This is a genomic window from uncultured Anaerotruncus sp. (genome assembly GCF_902490045.1).
Classification (GTDB): domain Bacteria; phylum Bacillota; class Clostridia; order Oscillospirales; family Ruminococcaceae; genus Anaerotruncus.
Genome location: NZ_CABUCJ010000039.1, coordinates 1 through 20129 on the forward strand (window position 1 = coordinate 1; position 20129 = coordinate 20129).

18 protein-coding genes are annotated in these 20129 nt (G+C 62.6%); 9 read left to right on the plus strand and 9 right to left on the minus strand.

Going from position 1 to position 20129, the window contains the following annotated elements; translation table 11 throughout:
* Nucleotides 1-33: 33 nt before the first annotated feature.
* From RDM88_RS05990 to RDM88_RS06020, 7 genes are all read right to left on the minus strand, one after another.
* Entirely contained in the window at nucleotides 34-1086 is a 1053-nt protein-coding gene (locus RDM88_RS05990) for a DUF5050 domain-containing protein (protein WP_308753959.1), read from the minus strand.
* 23 nt (nucleotides 1087-1109) lie between these two features.
* Complete coding sequence (locus tag RDM88_RS05995) at nucleotides 1110-2036, minus strand: nucleoside hydrolase (RefSeq protein WP_308753960.1); 927 nt, start codon at nucleotides 2034-2036, stop codon at nucleotides 1110-1112.
* The gene (locus tag RDM88_RS06000; protein ID WP_308753961.1) at nucleotides 2033-2974 is read right to left on the minus strand and encodes a nucleoside hydrolase; all 942 of its coding nucleotides are present in this window, start codon (nucleotides 2972-2974) and stop codon (nucleotides 2033-2035) included. Before RDM88_RS06000 ends, RDM88_RS05995 begins: the two co-directional genes overlap by 4 nt.
* A 63-nt stretch (nucleotides 2975-3037) precedes the next feature.
* Nucleotides 3038-4006 (minus strand): ABC transporter permease, encoded by a 969-nt coding sequence (locus tag RDM88_RS06005; RefSeq protein ID WP_308753962.1) that lies wholly within the window; start codon nucleotides 4004-4006, stop codon nucleotides 3038-3040.
* A complete protein-coding gene (locus tag RDM88_RS06010) occupies nucleotides 4006-5097 on the minus strand; it encodes an ABC transporter permease (RefSeq protein ID WP_308753963.1) in 1092 nt (363 codons plus the stop codon). Before RDM88_RS06010 ends, RDM88_RS06005 begins: the two co-directional genes overlap by 1 nt.
* On the minus strand, nucleotides 5090-6652 hold the full coding sequence (locus RDM88_RS06015) for an ABC transporter ATP-binding protein (RefSeq protein WP_308753964.1): 1563 nt from the start codon (nucleotides 6650-6652) through the stop codon (nucleotides 5090-5092). The genes RDM88_RS06010 and RDM88_RS06015 overlap by 8 nt, the downstream gene beginning before the upstream one ends.
* 165 nt (nucleotides 6653-6817) lie before the next feature.
* Nucleotides 6818-7975, minus strand: a complete 1158-nt coding sequence (locus RDM88_RS06020) for a BMP family ABC transporter substrate-binding protein (protein ID WP_308753965.1) — start codon at nucleotides 7973-7975, stop codon at nucleotides 6818-6820.
* A gap of 902 nt (nucleotides 7976-8877) precedes the next feature.
* On the opposite strand from RDM88_RS06020, the gene RDM88_RS06025 reads away from it, so the two are divergent.
* Genes RDM88_RS06025 through RDM88_RS06040 form a run of 4 tightly spaced genes read left to right on the plus strand, consistent with a single transcriptional unit; the run spans nucleotide 8878 to nucleotide 12789 of the window.
* Complete coding sequence (locus RDM88_RS06025) at nucleotides 8878-9930, plus strand: ABC transporter ATP-binding protein (protein ID WP_308753966.1); 1053 nt, start codon at nucleotides 8878-8880, stop codon at nucleotides 9928-9930.
* The gene (locus RDM88_RS06030) at nucleotides 9927-10739 is read left to right on the plus strand and encodes an ABC transporter permease (protein ID WP_308753967.1); all 813 of its coding nucleotides are present in this window, start codon (nucleotides 9927-9929) and stop codon (nucleotides 10737-10739) included. Before RDM88_RS06025 ends, RDM88_RS06030 begins: the two co-directional genes overlap by 4 nt.
* Nucleotides 10736-11548 carry an ABC transporter permease gene (locus RDM88_RS06035; RefSeq protein ID WP_308753968.1) on the plus strand — a complete coding sequence of 271 codons (813 nt, stop codon included), beginning with the start codon at nucleotides 10736-10738 and terminating at the stop codon, nucleotides 11546-11548. Before RDM88_RS06030 ends, RDM88_RS06035 begins: the two co-directional genes overlap by 4 nt.
* Complete coding sequence (locus tag RDM88_RS06040) at nucleotides 11548-12789, plus strand: spermidine/putrescine ABC transporter substrate-binding protein (RefSeq protein ID WP_308753969.1); 1242 nt, start codon at nucleotides 11548-11550, stop codon at nucleotides 12787-12789. Before RDM88_RS06035 ends, RDM88_RS06040 begins: the two co-directional genes overlap by 1 nt.
* Nucleotides 12790-12859: 70 nt before the next feature.
* Here the strand turns inward: RDM88_RS06040 and RDM88_RS06045 are convergent, their stop codons facing one another.
* A complete protein-coding gene (locus RDM88_RS06045) occupies nucleotides 12860-13063 on the minus strand; it encodes a hypothetical protein (protein WP_308753970.1) in 204 nt (67 codons plus the stop codon).
* Nucleotides 13064-13282: 219 nt separating this feature from the next.
* On the opposite strand from RDM88_RS06045, the gene RDM88_RS06050 reads away from it, so the two are divergent.
* From RDM88_RS06050 to RDM88_RS06070, 5 genes are all read left to right on the plus strand, one after another.
* Complete coding sequence (locus RDM88_RS06050) at nucleotides 13283-15730, plus strand: ATP-dependent Clp protease ATP-binding subunit (protein WP_308753971.1); 2448 nt, start codon at nucleotides 13283-13285, stop codon at nucleotides 15728-15730.
* A 141-nt stretch (nucleotides 15731-15871) separates the two neighbouring features.
* Complete coding sequence (locus RDM88_RS06055; RefSeq protein ID WP_308753972.1) at nucleotides 15872-16261, plus strand: thioesterase family protein; 390 nt, start codon at nucleotides 15872-15874, stop codon at nucleotides 16259-16261.
* Complete coding sequence (locus RDM88_RS06060; RefSeq protein WP_308753973.1) at nucleotides 16258-16908, plus strand: HAD family hydrolase; 651 nt, start codon at nucleotides 16258-16260, stop codon at nucleotides 16906-16908. The genes RDM88_RS06055 and RDM88_RS06060 overlap by 4 nt, the downstream gene beginning before the upstream one ends.
* A gap of 364 nt (nucleotides 16909-17272) precedes the next feature.
* On the plus strand, nucleotides 17273-17866 hold the full coding sequence (locus RDM88_RS06065; RefSeq protein ID WP_308753974.1) for a cupin domain-containing protein: 594 nt from the start codon (nucleotides 17273-17275) through the stop codon (nucleotides 17864-17866).
* Complete coding sequence (locus tag RDM88_RS06070) at nucleotides 17866-19521, plus strand: AMP-binding protein (protein ID WP_308753975.1); 1656 nt, start codon at nucleotides 17866-17868, stop codon at nucleotides 19519-19521. Before RDM88_RS06065 ends, RDM88_RS06070 begins: the two co-directional genes overlap by 1 nt.
* 32 nt (nucleotides 19522-19553) lie before the next feature.
* On the opposite strand, the gene RDM88_RS06075 is transcribed toward RDM88_RS06070, so the two are convergent.
* Nucleotides 19554-20009 (minus strand): cupin domain-containing protein, encoded by a 456-nt coding sequence (locus RDM88_RS06075; RefSeq protein WP_308753976.1) that lies wholly within the window; start codon nucleotides 20007-20009, stop codon nucleotides 19554-19556.
* Nucleotides 20010-20129: the final 120 nt, after the last annotated feature.

A 20129-nucleotide genomic window follows, 5' to 3' on the forward strand; every position in this document is an offset into this window, starting at 1 on the left:
ATGCGAAGCATGGGGCGGCTTTTCCTATCAGGTTTAGTCCTTCACAAAGGCGATGTCGGAGTCGTTATCGGTGAGGTAGACGACATAACCGCCGGCCAGCAGGATCGGCTCTCCGCTCGCGGCGAGCTTTTCCTTGTTTTGGCCGTCCCAGCCGATCCGATAGAAGCCGGGCTCCTTGTCGGTCTGGGTGAAGTAGAGATGGGTTTGAGTTCCGAAGAGCGAATAAGCGCCTGTGTCGGGCAGGGTGAAAAGCGTCTTGTTGGTGTCGCGGTTCTTGACCACCGTCCGGTAGACGGAGGGCTTCCAATCGCTCCCCACCTCCGCGACCTCTTTTCTGACGAGGTATCCGTTCGGAATCCGCGAGGGCGCCAGCGACGGTTTGATGAGGCCGTTTTTGGTCGACTTGTACCAGTCGCTTCCATAATAGGCCGTGCTGTCCGCAGTTCCGAAATAATAGGACATGTCCTCGTCGCCGGTGCAGTAGTAGAGGGTATCGTTGTGAACCTGCGGCTTCCAGTCGCCGTCGAGCTCGGCCGCTTCCGCGGCGTTTCCGCCGTCGGGGTCACAGCGGCAGAGGCTGCCGCCGCCCTCCGGGACGTAGTAAAGAAAGCCCCCGGCGAGTTCAAACCGGTCTACGCCGCCGCCGAGCTGCTTGCGGCCGCTCCCGTCCGGCTTGACCCGGAAGAGGGAGCCACCCGACAGGTAATAGAGCCAGCCGTCCGACACGCGCAGGTTGGAGAGGGTGCGCGCCGCGCCCGGGCCTGCGTCGACGGTGGAAAGCCCCGAGCCGTCGGCCCTGCACTGGTAGATCGCGCCCTTGCCGAGCCAGTAGATGGAGCCGCCTTGGACCGAAAATTCCTTGAGGTTGTAGGAGGCGTCGGCCTTGACGACCGTCTGCCGCTCGAGGGTTTGCAGGCTGATCCGCTCGAGCGGCCCGCGCACCGAGGTGTAGACGAAGCCGTCCTGTGCCACGGTGGAATAGTTGAATTCCTCGTTCGCCCACTGCGCGGGGGAAGCCGCGGCGGCGGAAAGGGACAGCCCGGCGGCCAGCGCGGCGAGCAGCAGGGCGGCGAGACGTTTGAGCATGTGGCGATCCTTCCTTTCCTATATTAGTAGGCCGCGAGCAGTTCGCGGATCTTTGCGGCGAAGCGCGCCCGGTCGACCCCGGTGACAAGGTCGGCGTTCGGCTCCTTTTTGGCGTCGCTGTAGCAGTCGGTCACCGTCTTGCCGCGCGTGACGGGGCCCTTTGTCTCGACGCCGATCCAGCAGCGCTTCGCTTCGAACATCGACGGGTCGAGCGCGTAGAGCAGCGCACAGGGGTCGTGCAGTGCCGCGCCGGGCAGGCGGTATCGGTCCTTCCAGCCGAGCGCGCAGCCCATCAGCCCGGCGGCGTACCGCGCCTGCGGGGAGGGCAGGGCGGCGATCTCCTCGATCTCCCCGGGCAGGATATAGGACTGGTGGGTCACGTCTAGCCCGCACATCGCGAGGGGCACGCCCGCGCGGAAGACCATCTCGGCGGCCTCGAGGTCGGCGTAGATGTTGAATTCCGCCGCGGAGGTCGTGTTGCCGTAGGCGACAGCGCCGCCCATGATGGTGATCTTTTTGAGGTACCTGGGCAGGTCGGGGTATTTGGAGAAGGCGATGCCGAGGTTGGTGAGCGGTCCGACCGCAAGGATCTCGAGCTCCCCCTCCAGGGCGCGCGCCTCACGGTAGATCGCGTCCCATGCGTGGCCCTCGGCATAGGTGGTTTTCGGCTCCGGCAGGGTGAATCCGTGCAGCCCGTCGGCCCCGTGGATTTCGGCGGCGGTGTGCAGCTCGCAGAACATCGGCTTTTCCGCGCCGCGGTAAACGGGCACCCGCGCGCCCGCCAGCTCGAGGATGCTCAGGGCGTTCGGCGCGGTGCGGCTGAGCGGGACATTGCCGGCGACCGGCGTGAGCGCGCGCAGGTCGAATTCGGGCGCGCGCAGCGCCAGCAGAATGGCGATGGCGTCGTCGACGCCGGGGTCGCAGTCGATGATGATGGGCCGTCTGTTCATGCCGATACCTCCCCATAGGATTTCGCGGCCTGCGCCAGCAGATCGACGAAGGCGGCGCGGTCGATGCCGAGGATGACGCGTGCGTTCGGCTTCCGGCCGTGCAGGCGGTAGAAGTCGGCGATGGTTGCGCCGCGGCAGTAGCTGCCCTGCGTCTCCACCTCGACATACAGCTCCTCGATCGTGAGAATTTCGGGCGCGATCAGGGCGGCGACGGCCACCGCGTCGTGCACGGGCGCGCCGGGGTAGCCCTTGGCGCGGTGGAAGCCGTAGAAGAAGTCGAGCCATTCGGCGACCACCGTCGCGACGGGATTACCGAGCGCGCGGATGCGCTCGAAGTCCTCGGGGAAGACGAGCGCCTGTTCGGTGACGTCGAGCCCGGCCATGATGATCGGGATGCCCGAACGGAAGACGAGGTCGGCCGCCTCGGGATCGACGAGGATGTTGAATTCCGCGGCGGGGGTCCAGTTGCCGTGGTGGATGCCGCCGCCCATCAGGGAGATCTCCCTGATCCTGGGTTTGAGCTCGGGGTGCGCCAGCAGCAGGGCCGCGACGTTGGTGAGCGGGCCGGTGGGCACCAGCGTGACCGGCTCGTCGCTTTCGGAGAGCACCTTTGCCATCAGCTCGACGGCGCTCATCGGGAGCGGCTCGAAAGCGGGCTCGGGCAGGTCGGGGCCGTCGAGCCCCGATTTGCCGTGCACGGTCGGCGCGACGATCGGCTCGGAGACGAGCGGCCCGGTGCGCCCGCGCGCCATCGGCGCGCGCAGCCCAATGAGGGTCATGACGCGCAGCGCGTTGTAGGTGGTCTTTTCGATCGTCTGGTTGCCGCAGACCGAGGTGACGGCGCGGATGTCCAGCAGGGGCGACGCGTTGGCGAGCATCCACGCGATCGCGTCGTCATGCCCGGGGTCGCCGTCTAGGATGATGGGGATTTTTTTCATGGCAGTCCCTCCTGTGCGGGAAAGGGGAGGGAGCGGCGCCCCTCCCCAACCCGGATTTTTCAGTTACGCGCCCGCCTGCGCGGCGTCCGCTTTTTTGGCTTTGCCGTGGCGGCGGATCTTTTTCGCCTTGTTCATCGTGCTGGCGGCGTAGACCGCCAGGCCGACGATGGTGAAGACATAGGGAGTCATCTTGACCAGCTCGGCGGGGAAGCCGAGGCTCTGGAGGTTGTTGGCCAGCGCGTCGGCGAAGCCGAAGAGCAGGGAGGTCAGGAAGGTTCCGAGCGGCTCGCCGCGGCCCATCGCCTCGGCCGCCAGCGCGATGAAGCCGCGCCCGGCGGTCATGTTGGTGTTGAAGCTCGACATGTAGCCCATCGACATGAACGCGCCGCCCAGCCCCGCGAGCACGCCCGAGATGCCCAGCGCGATGAAGCTGATGCGGTTGACGCTGACGCCGACCGAATCGGCCGCGTTGGGGTTTTCGCCGACCGAGCGGATCTGGAGTCCGAGGGGGGTCTTGTAGAGCAGCACCCACACGAGGAAGACGCAGAGCAGCGCCGCGTAGGTCAGGACGTTGTGCCCCGAAAGGATCTGCCCGAGCACGGGGATATCCTTGAGGAGCGGGATATCGACCGACGGCATGACCTTGCTGGCGAGGTTGGCGGAGTAGCCGCGGTCGCCGCTGGCGAGGTACATGAAGAGGATGGTGCCGCCGCTGCCGAGCATGTTGACGGCGATACCGGCGAGGATGATGTCTGTTTTGAGGATGAGGGCGAAGAAGCCGATCATCAGCGCGACGAGCATGCCGATGACCATAGCGCAGAGCAGGCCGACGCCGGCGCTCTGGGTCCAGGCGGAGAAGATGACGCCGGTGAGGGCGGAGATCATCATGATGCCCTCGAGGCCGATGTTGGTGACGCCTGCGCGGTCGGCCACGACGGCGGCCAGCGCGGCGAAGAGGATCGGGGTGGTGATGCGCAGGATGGAAAAGGCGAAGGGGATGGAGAAGACAATGCTCAAAATGTTTTCCAGCATCAGGCTTCCGCTCCTTTCGCTTCCTTCTCGGCGGCCTTTTCGGCGATCTCGTCCTTGGCGTCCCTGACCACCATCCTGTGGCGGTATTTGGAGAGGAACTGCTCCGCCGCGAAGAAGAGGAAGATGACCGCCTGGATGATGCTGAGCATCTCGGCGGGAACGTCGGTGTTGAGCTGCATCAAATCGCAGCCGCGCCGCAGATAGGCCATGAAGAAGGCGGCCAGCGGGATGAAGATGGGGTTGTTTTTGGCGAGGATGGCGATCGTGATGCCGTCCCAGCCGTAGCCGGGGAGCTGCCGCCATTTGAAGCGGTCGTAGTAGCCGAGGATTTCAACCGCGCCACCCATGCCGGCGAGCATGCCGCCGACGACCTGGCACATGACGACCGTGGCGGCCACCTTCATGCCGGAATATTTGGAGAAGCTCTGGTTGACGCCGATCATGCGGATGGCGTAGCCCCAGCGGGTGCGGTACATGAAGATCGAGACGAGCACGGTGGCCGCGAGCGCGATGACGATGCCCCAGCTCAGGTTGGTCTTGGGGACGAGGGTGGGGATGACCGCGGTGTCGAGGAACTTGTGGGACATCGTGGCGCCCTGGGTGCGGTCGGCGAGGTGGTAGCTGAGAATGTAGACGCCCAGCTGCAAAAGAATGTAGTTGAGCATCAGGGAGGAGACCATCTCGCTCGCGCCGAGCCTGGTTTTGAGCAGGGCTGGTACAAGCATCGTAAGCCCGCAGACGAGCATCGCTGCCGCGATGCAGGCGGCGGCGTGCAGGACGGGCGGCAGGCGCAGGTAGATGGCGCAGGCGCCCGCGACCAGCCCGCCGAAGAAGACGGCGCCCTCGCCCGCGAGGTTGAACTGGTTGGCGTTGAACATGACGCAGGTGGCTAGACCGGTGAAGATGATCGGGATCATGCGTTCGAGGATGATCCAGATATAGCGCATCCGCGTGAAGGGCGCGACGATGAGGTTGTAGAGCGCCTGGAAGGGCACGTCGCTGATGATGAAGATGAACACCATCGCCACCGCGAGCGCCACGAGGATGGCCGCCGCCCCGCGGATGATCTCGAATCTGAGGCTTTTACGCATGGATAACCCTCCTTATCTCCTCGGGGGACTGGCGCTTGAGTCCGAGCATGTATTCGCCCATCTCAAGGTCGGTCAGGGTGGAGGTGTCCTCAAAGTAGGCGACGATCTCGCCGCCGTAAAAGACGATCAGACTGTCGGAGAGCTCGATGATCTCGTTCAGGTCGGCGGAGACGAGCAGCACGGCGGCGCCCTCCCGGCTGAGCTCGACGAGCTTGCGCCGGATGAACTCGGTCGCGCCGACGTCGATGCCGCGGGTGGGCTGGTCGGCGATGATCAGCTTGGGCGCGCAGGAGAATTCGCGCGCCACGACGACCTTCTGGATATTGCCGCCCGAGAGCATCCTGACCTGCTGGCCGCCCGACCGGCAGAGGATCTGGTAGTCCCCGATCAACCGGTCGCTCTCCTCGTGGATGGCGTCCATCCTGAAGAGCGGCCCCTTGTTGAACCGCGGCTTCTGGAAGCGGTCGGCGATGAGATTTTCCTCAATCGTGCCGGCGGCCGCCACGCCGTAGAGCATCCGGTCCTCGGGGATGTGGGAGACACCCAGGCCCCGTATGTAGGCCTGGCCCTTCCCGGTGACCGGGCGGCCTTCGACCTCGATCGCGCCGGAGTCGGGCCGGTTCATGTCGAAGAGCATCTCCACCAGCTCCCGCTGGCCGTTGCCCTCGACGCCCGCGATGCCGAGAATCTCCCCCCTGCGCACGCTGAAGGAGACCCCGCCGAGCATCTGCTTGCCGTACTCGTTCCGGTAGCGCACGTCGGTGACGGAGAGCACCGTGTCGGTGGGGGCGGGCGGCTCCTTTTCGACCTTGAGCACGACGTCCCGCCCCACCATGAGGCGGGAGATATCCTGCTCGGAGACGTCGGCGGTGTCAAAAACGCCCATCGACTTGCCCGCGCGCATGATGGTGAGCCGGTCGGTGATCTGCTTGATCTCCTTGAGCTTGTGGGAGATGAAGATGATCGTATGGCCCTGCTCTTTAAAATGAATGAGCTCGCGGAAGAGCTCGGTCGTTTCCTGTGTTGTCAGAACGGCGGTGGGCTCGTCGAGGATGAGGATCTGCGCCCCCCGCACGAGCGCCTTGAGGATTTCCACCTTCTGTTTCATGCCGACCGGGATATCCATGACCCTGGCATGGGGGTCGACCTGGAGGTTGTATCGTTCGGCGTACTCCTCGGTCAGGGAGACCGCCCTGGAATAGTCGAGGAACATCCCGCGCCTGCGGGGCTCCATGCCCAGCACGATGTTTTCCGCCACGGTGAGGGAGGGAACCAGCATGAAGTGCTGGTGCACCATGCCGATTCCCTTTGCGATGGCGGCGTTCGGCGAGGGGAGCGAGACCGTCTCGCCGTTGATCACGATTTCGCCCTCCTCGGGCTGTTCGAGGCCGAAGAGAATTTTCATCAGCGTGGATTTGCCCGCGCCGTTTTCGCCCATAAGCGCGTGGATTTCCCCCTTGCGGACCGAAAAGTTCACGCTCTGGTTTGCCGCAATACCGTTTGGATAGACCTTTGTGATGCCCTTCATCCGGACAACTTCGTTTCGATCCTCCATAGTCAGGATGCCTGCCTCCCCTCTATACAGTCGGACGCGCCGCGGCGTCCGGGAAATTGGGACGTGGTGGGTGGACGGACGGATTTCCGCCGGAAATTACTGCAAAGGGGGAGCGGAAGCTCCCCCTTTGCAGATTTCATCCGCGCGACGCGGACAGCGGTTTATTTACGGACGCGCGCCCTCGCGAATCGCCTCGACGTCGGCGGCGTTGTCGCCGAACGCGGTGTCGACCACGATCTCGCCGGAGGTGATCTTGGTGGTGGCGTCCTCGACGGCCTTCTTGATGTCGTCGGGCAGGGTCTGGAAGTTGCCGCCGGTGGCCAGGCTGACGCCGCCCTCGGAGATTCCGAGGTTCAGGGTCTCGCCGTAGTGGGTGTTGCCGGCGAGCTGCTCGTTGACGACCCAGATGATGGAATCGCCGATGTTCTTGAGTCCGGAGAAGAGGGTGACCGCGGCAAGCTCGGGCTGCGCGATCGAGAAGGTGGCCTCCTGGTCGGAGTCGACGCCGATGAACCAGGCCTTCAGCTCATTGGCCGCCTCGGCGGCGCCGTTTCCGGCTCCTCCCGCGACGCCCCAGACGATGTCGCACTTGTTCTGTCCGATCATGACGTTGGCCAGCTCCTTGGCGGCACCGGTGTCATAGAAGTTTCCGACATACTGGGTGTCGACCTTGACGTCCGGGTCGGCGGCCTGCGCGCCCTGGATATAGCCGACGAGGAAGTCGTTGATGACAGGGCCGTTCTCGCCGCCGACAAAGCCGATGACCTTCTCGGGGTTCATGTTCGGCAGGTCGGAGGAGGTGGCCAGCGCGGCCGCGGTGCCGACGAGGTAACCCATGTCGTTCTGCTTGTAGTTGACGCAGACGACATTGGGCAGATCGACGGCGGAGTCATAGATCAGGTACTTCTGGTCGGGGTAGTTAGTCGCGACCTGGGTCAGGTAGTCGGGCATCTGGTAGGTGCCGCAGACGATCAGGTCGTAGGAGCCGTCGGCCGAGAGCTCCTCGAGGGTGGAGAGCCATTTGGGCTGGTCGGCATCGGTCGGGCCGAGCTCAAAGGTCTTGTACTCGATGATGCCGTCCGCGGCGAGCTGGGCGAGGCCCGCCTCGCAGGAGTCGAAGAAGGATTTGTCGCCGAGGTTGCCGTTGACGACGTTGGCGACCCGCAGCTTTTCACCGGCTGCGGGGGTTTCAGCAGGGGCGGCGCCGTCCGCCGGGGTTTCCGCGGGAGCGGCTGGTGCGGCAGGTTCGGGGGAACCGCCGCAGCCTGCAAACATCGTCAGAACCAGAGCCAGCGCGAGGAACAGGGAAAAATACCTTTTCATCTTTTTCTTCCTTTCTCATTCTGGATAATCGTGTGGGTCCATGCAGAAAAATGTTTGCCGGGTTAATCATATTTTACCTTGATTTTCTTCACATGTCAACAAAACCCAATCGGAAGCGGGGAATGGTTTTGGGGAAAATGGTGAATTCATTGTGCAAAATATTAATAATTTCTGAATAGATACAGCCAAAAACTGAATCATTTCACGCATGGTACGACTTATTCCCATCCGGTCAAAACGGCGCGGAGCCCGCGCGGAAAAGTCTTTTGCAGAGCCGTTCTGCGGCTTTTATACGCAGGAAATCCTGCATAAAATCCGAATAAAAATGAATAAAAAATTTTTTCCTGCATTTTTCCAATGTCGGGAGAATCCGGACGCCAGGGTTTGTTGTATTTCTACAAAGGACAGTGTGTTTCCGGGGCGGGGCTTGTGAAGCGGCGGGGCGGCGTTTCCGGGCCGCGGCCGGAGGCGGCGGGGATTTCCGCCCCAGGCCCTCTCACGAGGAGCGGGGAAGCGCGGCGCAAAACCGAAGCATATCACAGCATCGCGGAGGATTTTGCAGGGATTTCGAGGCATTTCAAAATTTTTTTGGGGTTTCGCGGAAATTTCCCGATTAAATCGTAAAAATCGCGAAAAATAATAGATTTTTATATTGACATTTTTTCTGCGTATGCTATATTGGGAATTGCAGTTTTTGCATCTGCAAAAAATCGATGATCAACTGCCGCCTAATAACGGGCGGCGCCGGGGTAAACGGCGCCGCTGCGATTAGTGTTTCCGCGGAACGGGCGCACGGGAAAGGGGATGCGCCGCCGGGGGAACGAATTCCTTTTGCGGGTAAGCGGTAAGAAGTCATCGGGGGCCGTAAAGACGGCCTGAATTCCGCAAAGGGGGATGCATAAATGAAAGAAAGCACCATTGTCAGCCTGAGAGACATCTCCGTCGATTTTGATGGCGACCCCATCCTCGTCGGACTGGATCTCGACATCCGCGACAAAGAATTCGTTACCCTGCTTGGGCCGTCCGGCTGTGGCAAGACCACGACGCTTCGGACGATTGGCGGTTTCGTCACACCCAAGTCCGGTGACGTTTTTTTTGATGGCGTGAGAATCAACGACCTGCCGCCCTACAAGCGTCAGGTCAACACCGTCTTCCAGCGGTACGCGCTCTTCCCGCACCTCAATGTGTTTGAGAACGTGGAGTTCGGCCTCAAGCTCAAAAAGCTGCCGGAAAACGAGCGCAAGTCCCGCGTGTGGGAGATGCTCGACCTGGTGAACCTCACCGGCTACGACCGCCGCAACATCGACCAGCTTTCGGGCGGCCAGCAGCAGCGCGTGGCGATCGCGCGCGCGCTCGTCAACCATCCGCGCGTCCTGCTCCTCGACGAGCCGCTCGGCGCGCTCGACCTCAAGCTGCGCAAGGAGATGCAGATCGAGCTCAAGCGGATGCAGCAGGCGCTGGAGATCACCTTTATCTATGTCACGCACGACCAGGAGGAGGCCCTCACGATGTCGGACACCGTCGTCGTCATGAAGGACGGCGACATCCTTCAGGTGGGCACCCCTCAGGATATCTATAATGAGCCGAAGAACGCGTTCGTCGCGGATTTCATCGGCGAGAGCAACATCATCGACGGCGTCATGCACGCCGACTGCCTCGTGGAATTCGCGGGCAAGAAGTTTGAGTGCGTCGACACCGGCTTCGGCCGGCTCGAGCGGGTCGACGTGGTCATCCGCCCGGAGGACATCAAGGTGATCCCCCCGGAGCACGCGCCGATCACCGGCGTCGTGGAATCGGTCATCTTCAAGGGGGTGCACTTTGAGATGATCGTCGACGCGCACGGCTACAAGTGGATGATCCACTCCACCCGCAGCGAGCAGCCGGGCACCTTCATCGGAATGGAGGTCGACCCCTTCGATATCCACATCATGCACAAGATGGAGGTGGAGGGATGAAATCGAAGGCGACCGCGATCCCGTACCTCGTCTGGATGCTGATCTTCATCCTCGTGCCGCTCGGGCTGGTGGCCTACTACGCGGTGACCACCCCCGACGGTTCCTTTACGATCGACTATATCTCCCAGGTGGGCGAATATACGCCTGTGCTTGTCCGTTCGGTGTGGCTGGCCTTTCTGGCCACGGCGATCTGCCTGGTCATCGCCTATCCGCTCGCCTTCATCATCTCCCGGCACAGCGGCGCGGGCCAGCGCACGATGGTCATGCTCGTCATGCTGCCCATGTGGATGAACTTTCTGCTGCGCACCTACGCGTGGATGACCATCCTCGAGAAGAACGGCCTCATCAACCGCTTCTTCGCGCATTTCGGCCTCGGCCCCTTCGAGATGATCAACACGCAGGGGGCGGTCGTGCTCGGCATGATCTACAACTATCTGCCCTTCATGATCCTGCCCCTCTATTCGATCATGACCAAGATTCCCAACAGCGTGATCGAGGCCGCGCAGGACCTCGGCGCGAACGCGCGCAAGGTCCTCACCAGGGTGCTCCTCCCGATGACCGTGCCGGGGATTTCGACCGGCGTCATCATGGTGTTCGTCCCGTCGGTGTCCACCTTTATCATCTCGCGGATGCTTGGCGGCGGCGGAAACCTGCTGATCGGCGATTTGATCGACTTGCAGTTTTTGGGCAACGCCTACAACCCGAACCTCGGCGCGGCGATCTCCCTCGTGCTGATGGTGCTGATCCTGCTCGCCATGAGCATCACCAACCAGTTCGGAGACGATGAGAAGGGGGATCTGCTCAAATGAAATGGCTGAAAAAGTCCTACGTGGCCATCGTCATGGCATTCCTCTACGCGCCGATTCTGGTGCTCATCGTCTTCTCCTTCAACCAGTCCAAATCCCGCGGCGCGTGGACCGGCTTCACCTTCGCCTGGTATGAGAAGCTCTTCCACAACCAGATGATCATCCAGTCGCTCATGAACACCCTGCTTGTGGCGGTGATCTCGTCGGTCGTGGCAACCGTGCTCGGCACGCTGGCCGCCATCGGCATCCGCAACATGAAGAAGATGTCCCGCACCCTTGTTATGAACGTCACCTACCTGCCGATCATCAACCCGGAGATCGTCACGGGCGTTTCGCTCATGCTGCTCTTCGTCTTCGTCAAATCCGCGGGTATCCGGCTCGACTTCGGCTTTACGACGGTCATCCTGGCGCACATCACCTTCAACGTCCCCTATGTCATCCTCAACGTCATGCCCAAGCTCCGCCAGATGGACATCTCCGTCTTCGAGGCGGCGCAGGACCTCGGGTGCAGCCCTTCGCAGGCATTTTTCAAGGTGGTCATCCCCGAGATCATGCCGGGCATTGTCGCGGGCTTTCTGATGTCGTTCACCTATTCGCTCGACGACTTCATCATCAGCTATTTTGTCACCGGGCCGACCTCCCAGACGCTGCCGATCACGATCTATTCAATGACCCGGCGCAAGGTCAGCCCGGAGATCAACGCCCTCAGTACCATCATATTCGTGGTGGTGCTCACCGTGCTGCTGCTCGTCAACGTGGGCGACGCGCGCCGCGAACGGGAACTCCGGACGAAAGCGAGGGAGCGGGTATGATGAAAAAACGGCTCTTGTCCCTCGCGCTCGCCGCGGCGCTGCTGCTGGCGCTCTCCCTGCCCGCCTCCGCGGAGGTGGAGGTCTCCGACCCCTCCTACTACGAGCGGTTCCAGGGTAAAAACGTGTCGCTCAACGTCCACAACTGGGGCGAATACATCTCCGACGGGTCGGACGAGGGGATGGACGTCATCTCCGAATTCGAGGCGCTCACCGGCATCAAGGTGAACTACACCACCTTCGCGACCAACGAGGAGCTCTACGCCCGCCTCAAGAGCGGCGGGGCCAACTACGACGTGGTCATCCCGTCCGACTATACGATCGCGCGGATGATCCACGAGGGGATGCTCGAGGAGCTCGACTTTGACAACATCCCCAACATTAAAAATATCTCCGGGAGCTTTCTGGACCCGATCTACGACCCGGGCGGGAAATATTCCGTACCCTATACCTGGGGGACCGTCGGCGTGATCTACAATACGCAGATGGTGGACGAGGAGGACCTGGGGAGCTGGGATCTGCTGTGGAACGAGAAGTACCTCGGCGAAATCCTGATGTTTTCCAACCCGCGCGACGCGTTCGCGATCGCGCTCAAACGGCTCGGCTACTCGATGAACCCGACAAGGGAGGAGGAGCTGCGCGACGCGACCGATTCCCTCAAGGACCAGAAGCTGCTGGTACAGGCGTACGTCATGGACGAGATCTTCGACAAGATGCTCGGCGGCGAGGCAGCCATCGCGCCCTACTACGCGGGCGACGCGATCACGATGATGGCGGATAACCCCGACCTCTCCTATTTTGTGCCGGAGGAGGGGACCAACCGCTTTGTCGACGCGGCGGTCATCCCGGCGGGCGCGAAGAACAAGGAAGCCGCCGAGATGTTCATCAACTTCCTGCTCGAACCGGAGGTGGGCGCGGCCAACGCGGAATACATCGGCTATTCCTCGCCCAACGACGCGGCGCTCGAGCTGATGGACCCGGAGATCACCGGGGACCCGATCGCCTATCCGCCGGACGAGGTGATCGAAAAGACCGAGTTTTTCATCGAGCTTTCGCCCGAGATGAGCCTCGCCATGGATAAGATGTGGACCGAGGTGCTCTCGTCCGACGAGGCCTACAGCAAATGGCTCATTCCGATCATGATGCTCGTGGCCGTCGCGGCCTCGATCTCCATCAACCTGCTGCGCTCCTGGCGCAAGCGGCGCGACCGGGAGTATGCGGACCGTCCGGTGAAAAAGGGCTGATCGGAAAAATAACGGAAAAAAGAGCGGGAGGCGCAGCGCGCCTCCCGCTCTTTTTGGATTTTACCGCTGATTAGCAGCCACAGCCGCACCCGCAGCCGTTATTATAGGTGGTGCCGCAGTTGTTGTCGCAGCCGCAGTTGTTGTCGCAGCCACAGCCGCATCCGCCGTTGTTGGCAAAGCCGAAACCGCCGTTGCCGCCCCAGCCCCAGCCGAAGATGATGATAATCAGGATAATGATCCAGAAGTAGTTGCCGCCAAAGTTGTTACATCCCATGAAAGGTGACCTCCTATTAGTGATTTCATCCCATACTATGTCGCACGCTTCCCTTCGGTTACACCGGGCGCGTTTTCCGCTTCCGGCGGCGCATATCGGCGGGGGCTTCTGACAATATTATGAATGGTTCCCGCATAAGATATTACGGCGCCCCGCGGGCCGCCGGCCGGAGGGAAACGCCGTTCCGGAGGCGGGGAAACGAACTTCCGAGGTGATCTTTTGTTCAAATTCAACGGCTTCACGCCGAAGGCGAATACGGCGATCAACTGCGCGATCGAGGAGGCGTCGGTGCTCGGGCACACCTATATCGGCAGCGAGCACCTGCTGCTCGGCCTGCTTGCCGAGGGCAGCGGGGTGGCCTTCACCGTGCTGGGAAAATGCGACGTCACGGCGGAAAAGGTACGGGATCTGCTCATCAAGACGGTGGGCAAGGGCATCCGCTCGGTGCTCACCCCGTCGGACATCACGCCGCGCTGCAAGCGCATCCTCGAGATGTCCCTCATGCAGACCCGGATGAGCGGCGTGCCGCTCGCGGGCACCGAGCATATCCTCATGAATCTGCTCAAGGAGAACGACAGCTACGGCGTGCGTTTTTTAAAGCAGCTTTCGGTCGAGCCGGACACGGTCGTCAAGCAGATCGGCGACTTCGCTCAGACGACGGGCGCGGACCTGCTGGGCGTGCGCCGCGCCGCGCCGCCGCGGCCCAAGCCCGCGGTGCGCACCCCGCTCGTCGACAAATACGGCCGCGACCTCACCGAGCTGGCGCGGCAGGGGAAGATCGACCCGGTGATCGGGCGGGAGAAGGAGATCGAGCGGGTGCTCCAGATCCTGACCCGCCGCACCAAGAATAACCCCTGCCTGATCGGCGAAGCGGGCGTCGGCAAGACGGCGATCGCCGAGGGGATCGCGAGGCGGATCGTCGAGATGGATGTGCCCCCCCAGCTCAAGCAGAAGCGGTTTATCGCGCTCGACCTGACTAGCATGGTCGCGGGCACCAAATACCGCGGCGACTTTGAGGAGCGGATCAAAAACACGATCGACGAGGTGGTCGCGGCCGGCAACATCATCCTCTTTATCGACGAGCTGCACACGATCATCGGCACCGGCGCGGCGGAGGGCGCGGTGGACGCCGCCAACATCCTAAAGCCCCAGCTCGCGCGCGGGGAGTTCCAGCTCGTGGGCGCGACGACGATCGACGAGTACCGCAAGTTCATCGAGAAGGACAGCGCCCTCGAGCGCCGGTTCCAGTCGATCCTTGTGGAGGAGCCGAGCGAGGAGGACGCGGTCGCGATCATCAAGGGCCTGCGCGAACGGTACGAGGAGCACCACCGCATCCGCATCCTCGACGAGGCGGTCGAATCGGCCGTGGCGCTGTCGGCGCGGTATATCGCCGACCGACGCCTGCCCGACAAGGCGATCGACCTGATCGACGAGGCCTGTTCACGTGTAAAGATGAACAGCATTACAGTCCCGAACAGCCTGCGGGAGCTGGAAAACAGGCTGACTGCCCTCAAAACGGAGAAGGAGACGGCGATCAGCACCCAGAACTTCGAGTGCGCGGCAAGCATCCGCGACCGGGAGAGCGACCTGCGCGCGCGCCTGGAAAAGGCGCAGAACGAGTGGGAGGACAGCGGGGACGGCAGCCTCCAGAAGCTCACGTCCGAGGACGTCGCGAAGCTCGTGGCGGATATCACCGGCATCGACGCGACCCGCCTCACCGAGGCGCAGAGCGAGCGGCTGCTCCACCTCGAGGAGTCGCTGCACCGGATGATCGTCGGGCAGGAGCAGGCGGTGCACGCGGTGGCGGGCGCCATCCGTCGCTCCCGCGTCGGCCTGCACGATCCGTCGCGCCCGCTCGGCTCCTTCATCTTCCTCGGGCCCACCGGCGTGGGCAAGACCGAGCTGTGCAAGGCGCTTGCCCAATGCATGTTCGGCGACCCGCACGCGATGATCCGGCTGGACATGTCGGAATATATGGAGCGCCATTCGGTCAGCAAGCTGGTTGGCTCGCCGCCGGGATACGTCGGCTACGACGAGGGCGGACAGCTCACCGAAAAGGTCCGCCGCCGCCCCTATTCGGTGATCCTCTTCGACGAGATCGAAAAGGCGCACCCCGATTTCTTCAACATGCTGCTGCAAATCCTGGAGGACGGCGTCCTCACCGACGCGCAGGGGCGCGCCGTCAACTTCAAAAACACGATCATCATCATGACCTCCAACATCGGCGCGCGCATGATCTGCGAGCAGGGCAGGCTCGGCTTCTCGGCGGGCGCGCAGGAGGACCCTGCCAGGCAGCAGGAGGCGGTGCGCAGGATGATGGTGGGCGAGCTCAAAAAATCCTTCAAGCCCGAGTTCCTCAACCGCATCGACGAGATCATCGTTTTCCACAAGCTCAGCCAGCAGGAGGTGCGGCAGATCGCCGGGAACATGCTCGACGCGCTCAAAACGCGGCTCGCGGGGCTGCACATCGAGATCAGCTTCGACGAATCGGCGGCGGAGAAGATCACCCTCGACGGCTTCGACCCGCTCTACGGCGCGCGTCCGCTGCGCCGGGCGATCCAGGCGAAGATCGAGGACCGCCTTGCCGACGAGCTGCTCCACGGCACCATCAAGGCGGGCGACCGGATCGTCTGTTCCTGGAAGGACGAACAGTTCACCTTCTCCTAGGGGGGACTTTAAAAAGCCCCCCTGAGACCCCCTGAAATGTTTGAAGCAGTCCGGCGTTCCATCCGGAACACCGGATTGCTTTTTGCATCCCGCGGGCATTTGTGCTATACTGTCGTCGGTTAAGAAACGGGGGTGCCATTTATGATCGGAGAAAAAAACACCGTGACCTTCACGGTCGGACCGGAGCGGCTCGCGTCGCGTATGGGCAGCGGCGACCTCGACGTGCTCGCCACGCCCGCGATGATCGCGGAGATGGAGCGGGCCGCCTGCACGCTGCTCGCGCGCTTTTTGGAGCCGGGGCAGACGTCGGTCGGCACGGCGATGAACGTTTCCCACACGTCGGCCACGCCGTCCGGCATGACGGCGGAGGCGTCGGCGGAGATCGTCGCGGCGGAGGGCCGCCGGGTGGACTTCGCCGTGTCCGCGCGGGACGCGGTGGGGGAGATCGGCCGCGGCACGCACAGCCGGTTCATCGTCGACGCGGCGCGCTTCCAACAGAAGACGGATGCGAAGGCGGGGGCTGCGAAATGAAAAAGCTCGTGATCTTCGACCTCGACGGGACGCTGCTCAACACGCTCGACGACCTTGCGGCGGCGGGCAACCACCTGCTGCGGGCGCACGGCTGGCCGGAGCATCCGGTCGAGCGGTACAAGCTCTTTGTGGGCAACGGCGTCTATAAGCTCGTCGAGCGGATGATCCCGGCGGACGCCGACCATTCACCCGGGGCGGTCGCCCTGCTGCGGGACGAGTACAACGCCTACTACAGCGCCCACAACGCCGATTTGACCGCGCCCTATCCGGGGGTTCCGGAGCTGCTTGACGCGTTGGAAAAGGCGGGCGTCGCCTGCGCGGTGCTCTCCAACAAGCCGCACGCCTTTACAGTGGAGCTCTGCAAAAACCTGCTGGGGGAGCGGTTCGCGGTCGTGCACGGCCAGCGGGAGGGCTGGCCCACCAAGCCCGACCGGCTGCTGACGGCGGAAATCCTCGGGGAAACGGGAATTTCGGCCGCCGACACGATCTACGCCGGGGACAGCGGCGTGGACATGCAGACGGCGAAAAACGGCGGCCTCTTCGCCGTCGGGGCGCTGTGGGGGTTCCGGTCGGAGGAGGAGCTGCGGGAAAACGGCGCGGACGCGGTTGCGGCCGGACCGATGGACCTGCTCCGGTTTATCCGCTGAAAATTTTTTGAAAAAAGCGGTATTGACAACGTCCAAGGTTTGCAGTATGATAGCGTCAATAACTTTTCAAAGACGATGACGGGGACGGCGCAGACACAGCCCAGCCCACAGAGAGCCGGTGTATGGTGAAAGCCGGCGGCGGGACGTTTGACAGCTCATCACCCCCGAGTCGGGAGCCGAACGGACGACAAGTAGGCTTCCCCGCTGGACGGCGTTAACGGTCGGGAGCTTGCTGGAGCTTCGCTAAGCGGCGCATCGTTGCGCAATTCGGGTGGTACCGCGGGTCGTAAACCGGACTCGTCCCTTATTCTGGGGACGGGTCTTTTTATTTTTTCGTGTCAATTTTGAGATGGAGGTCACCAATATGCAAGAGCAGAAACTACAGGAAATCGCCATGCGAATCCGCACGCTGCGGGAGATCATGGAAATCCCGGTCGCGGAGATGGCGCAGCAGACCGGAATTTCCGCCGAGGAATACCTTGCCGCCGAGGACGGGAAGAGCGATTTCACCTTTACCTTCCTCTACAACTGCGCGCAGGCGTTCGGCGTCGACATCATCGAGCTGCTCACCGGCGAGGCCCCGCGCCTCTCCTTCTATTCGATCGTCCGCAAGGGGGAGGGGCTCAGCATCAACCGCCGCGCCGGCTTCACCTACAACCACCTGGCCTACCGCTTTTCAGGCAAGATCGCCGAGCCCTTCCTCGTCACCGCGCCCTTCTCGCAGGAGGAGCAGGAGAAGCCCATCCACCTCTCCCAGCACGACGGACAGGAGTTCGACTTTGTCCTGAGCGGGCAGCTCAAGGTGCAGATGGAGGACCACACCGAGTATATGGGGCCGGGGGACGCGATCTATTACGACTCCGGCCACGCGCACGGCATGATCGCGACGGGCGGCGAGGACTGCGTTTTCCTCGCGGTCGTCATGAAGGAAGAAAACGACAAGGGGGAGAACGACTGATGGACCTTGAGAATTTTTATCAGCGCTTCTGCAAGGAGGGCTTTGACGAAAACGGTGTGCTCAACTACTTTGAGCCGGTCATCGCCGACAACTTCAACTTCGCCTACGACGTGGTGGACGAGATCGCCCGCCTGGAGCCCGGCCGCCGCGCCATGGTCTGGTGCAACGTGGCGGGGGAGGAGCGGGTGCTCACCTTCGGCGAGATGAAGCTCTATTCCGACAAATGCGCCCAGATGCTCGCCGACCACGGCGTCAAAAAGGGCGACATGGTCCTGCTCGTGCTGAAAAGACACTATGAGTTCTGGTTCACCGTCCTCGCGCTCCACAAGCTCGGCGCGGTCGGCGTTCCCGCCACCAACCTGCTGACCACCCACGACCTCGTCTACCGCTTCCAGGCGGCGGGCATCACCGCCTGCGTCTGCTCGGGCGAGTGCAACATCTCCGAGTATGTCGACGAGGCGTGCGGGCAGTACGGCGGCATCCGTTCCAAATTCATCGTCCGCGGCGAGCGGGAGGGCTGGCTCACCTATTCGGAGGAGCTCGAAAAGTACGACGGGAACTTCGAGCGGGTCCAGACCTCCAAGGAGGACCCGCTGCTCCTCTACTTCACCTCCGGCACGACGGGCATGCCCAAGATGGTCGTCCACAACCATGCCTACCCGGCGGCGCACATCATCACCGCCCGCTACTGGCACAACGTCCACGCGGACGACCTGCACCTGACCGTCTCCGAGACGGGCTGGATGAAGGCGGTCTGGGGAAAGCTCTACGGGCAGTGGTTCGCCGCGGCGTCGATCTTTGTCTACGACTTCGACAAGTTCGTCCCCCACGACCTGCTGCGCATGATGGAGAAATACAAGGTCACCACCTTCTGCGCGCCGCCGACCATCTACCGCTTCTTCATCAAGGAGGGAATGGAGGGGTACGATCTGTCCGCCCTGCACTATTCCACAACGGCGGGCGAGGCGCTCAACCCTGAGGTCTACAACCGCTGGTATGAGTTCACCGGCCTGCGCCTGATGGAGTCCTACGGTCAGACCGAGACGGTCATGCAGGTCGCGAACTTCGTCGGCACCACCCCCAAGCCGGGCTCGATGGGCAAGCCGTCGCCGATCTATGACATCCACCTGGTCGACGAGGACGGCAACGACGTGGCGCGCGGCGCCGTCGGCGAGATCGTCATCAATACCGAGAAGCCCCATCCCGGGCTCTTCGGCGGCTACTACCGCAACCCCGAGGAGACGGCCGCGTCCTGGCACGACGGCTACTACCACACGGGCGACACCGCGTGGATGGACGAGGACGGCTACCTCTGGTATGTCGGCCGCACCGACGACGTCATCAAATCGTCGGGCTACCGCATCGGGCCCTTTGAGATCGAGAGCGTGCTGATGGAGCACCCCGCCGTGCTGGAATGCGCGGTCACCGGCGCGCCCGATCCCGTCCGCGGCATCGTGGTCAAGGCGACGATCGTCCTGACGAGCAGCTACCAGGCCTCCGAAGAGCTCAAAAAAGAGCTCCAGACCTTCGTCAAAAAACAGACCGCTCCTTATAAGTATCCCCGCATCGTCGAGTTCGTCACCGAACTGCCAAAGACGATCTCGGGCAAGATCCGCCGCACCGAGATCCGTGCGAAGGATGGACAGAAGAAATAAACCGCAGAAAAGACGGACGCCTGACCGGCCGGTCAGGCGTCCGTCTTCGTTTGCCGGGCAATTTCGAGCGCAGCCTCAAAGGAGAGCGGCTTGGTGAGCGCGTCGAGCTGCGGGCTGGCGATCCAGTCGGGATTTGAGCAGTCCCCGAATTTGACCGTGTGCACGACGCTCCCGCGCGCGAGGCACTCATTGTGGGGCACGCCGGGGACGGTGACCGCCCAGTCGCCGGGCAGGAGCGCCCGCAGGCGCGCGGTCCCCCGCCGGTATTCGGCGAAGACGACGCAGCCTTCCTGCACGATCACCATCTCTTTTAAGGCGCTGTGGGAGTGGCTGTTTTCCCACACCGGGCCGCCCGTGTTTTCGCAGCGGATATAGCTGCTGTTGTCCCGTCCAATAAGCCGGAAACGGGCCTCGCCGTTTTCCATGAGCTCGTGGCTGGATGTGATCCCGAACGCCGCGAGCGCCTGCCCGTCAAGTTTTTGCGGCATGGCGTCCCCTCCCTTTTTCCCCATCCTACCACGAAACGGGCGTTTTGTCATCCGCCCGCGCCCTTTTTGACGGATTTTCGGGCGGCGTGAACGTTTTGGGGACCGGCCGAATACATTTAT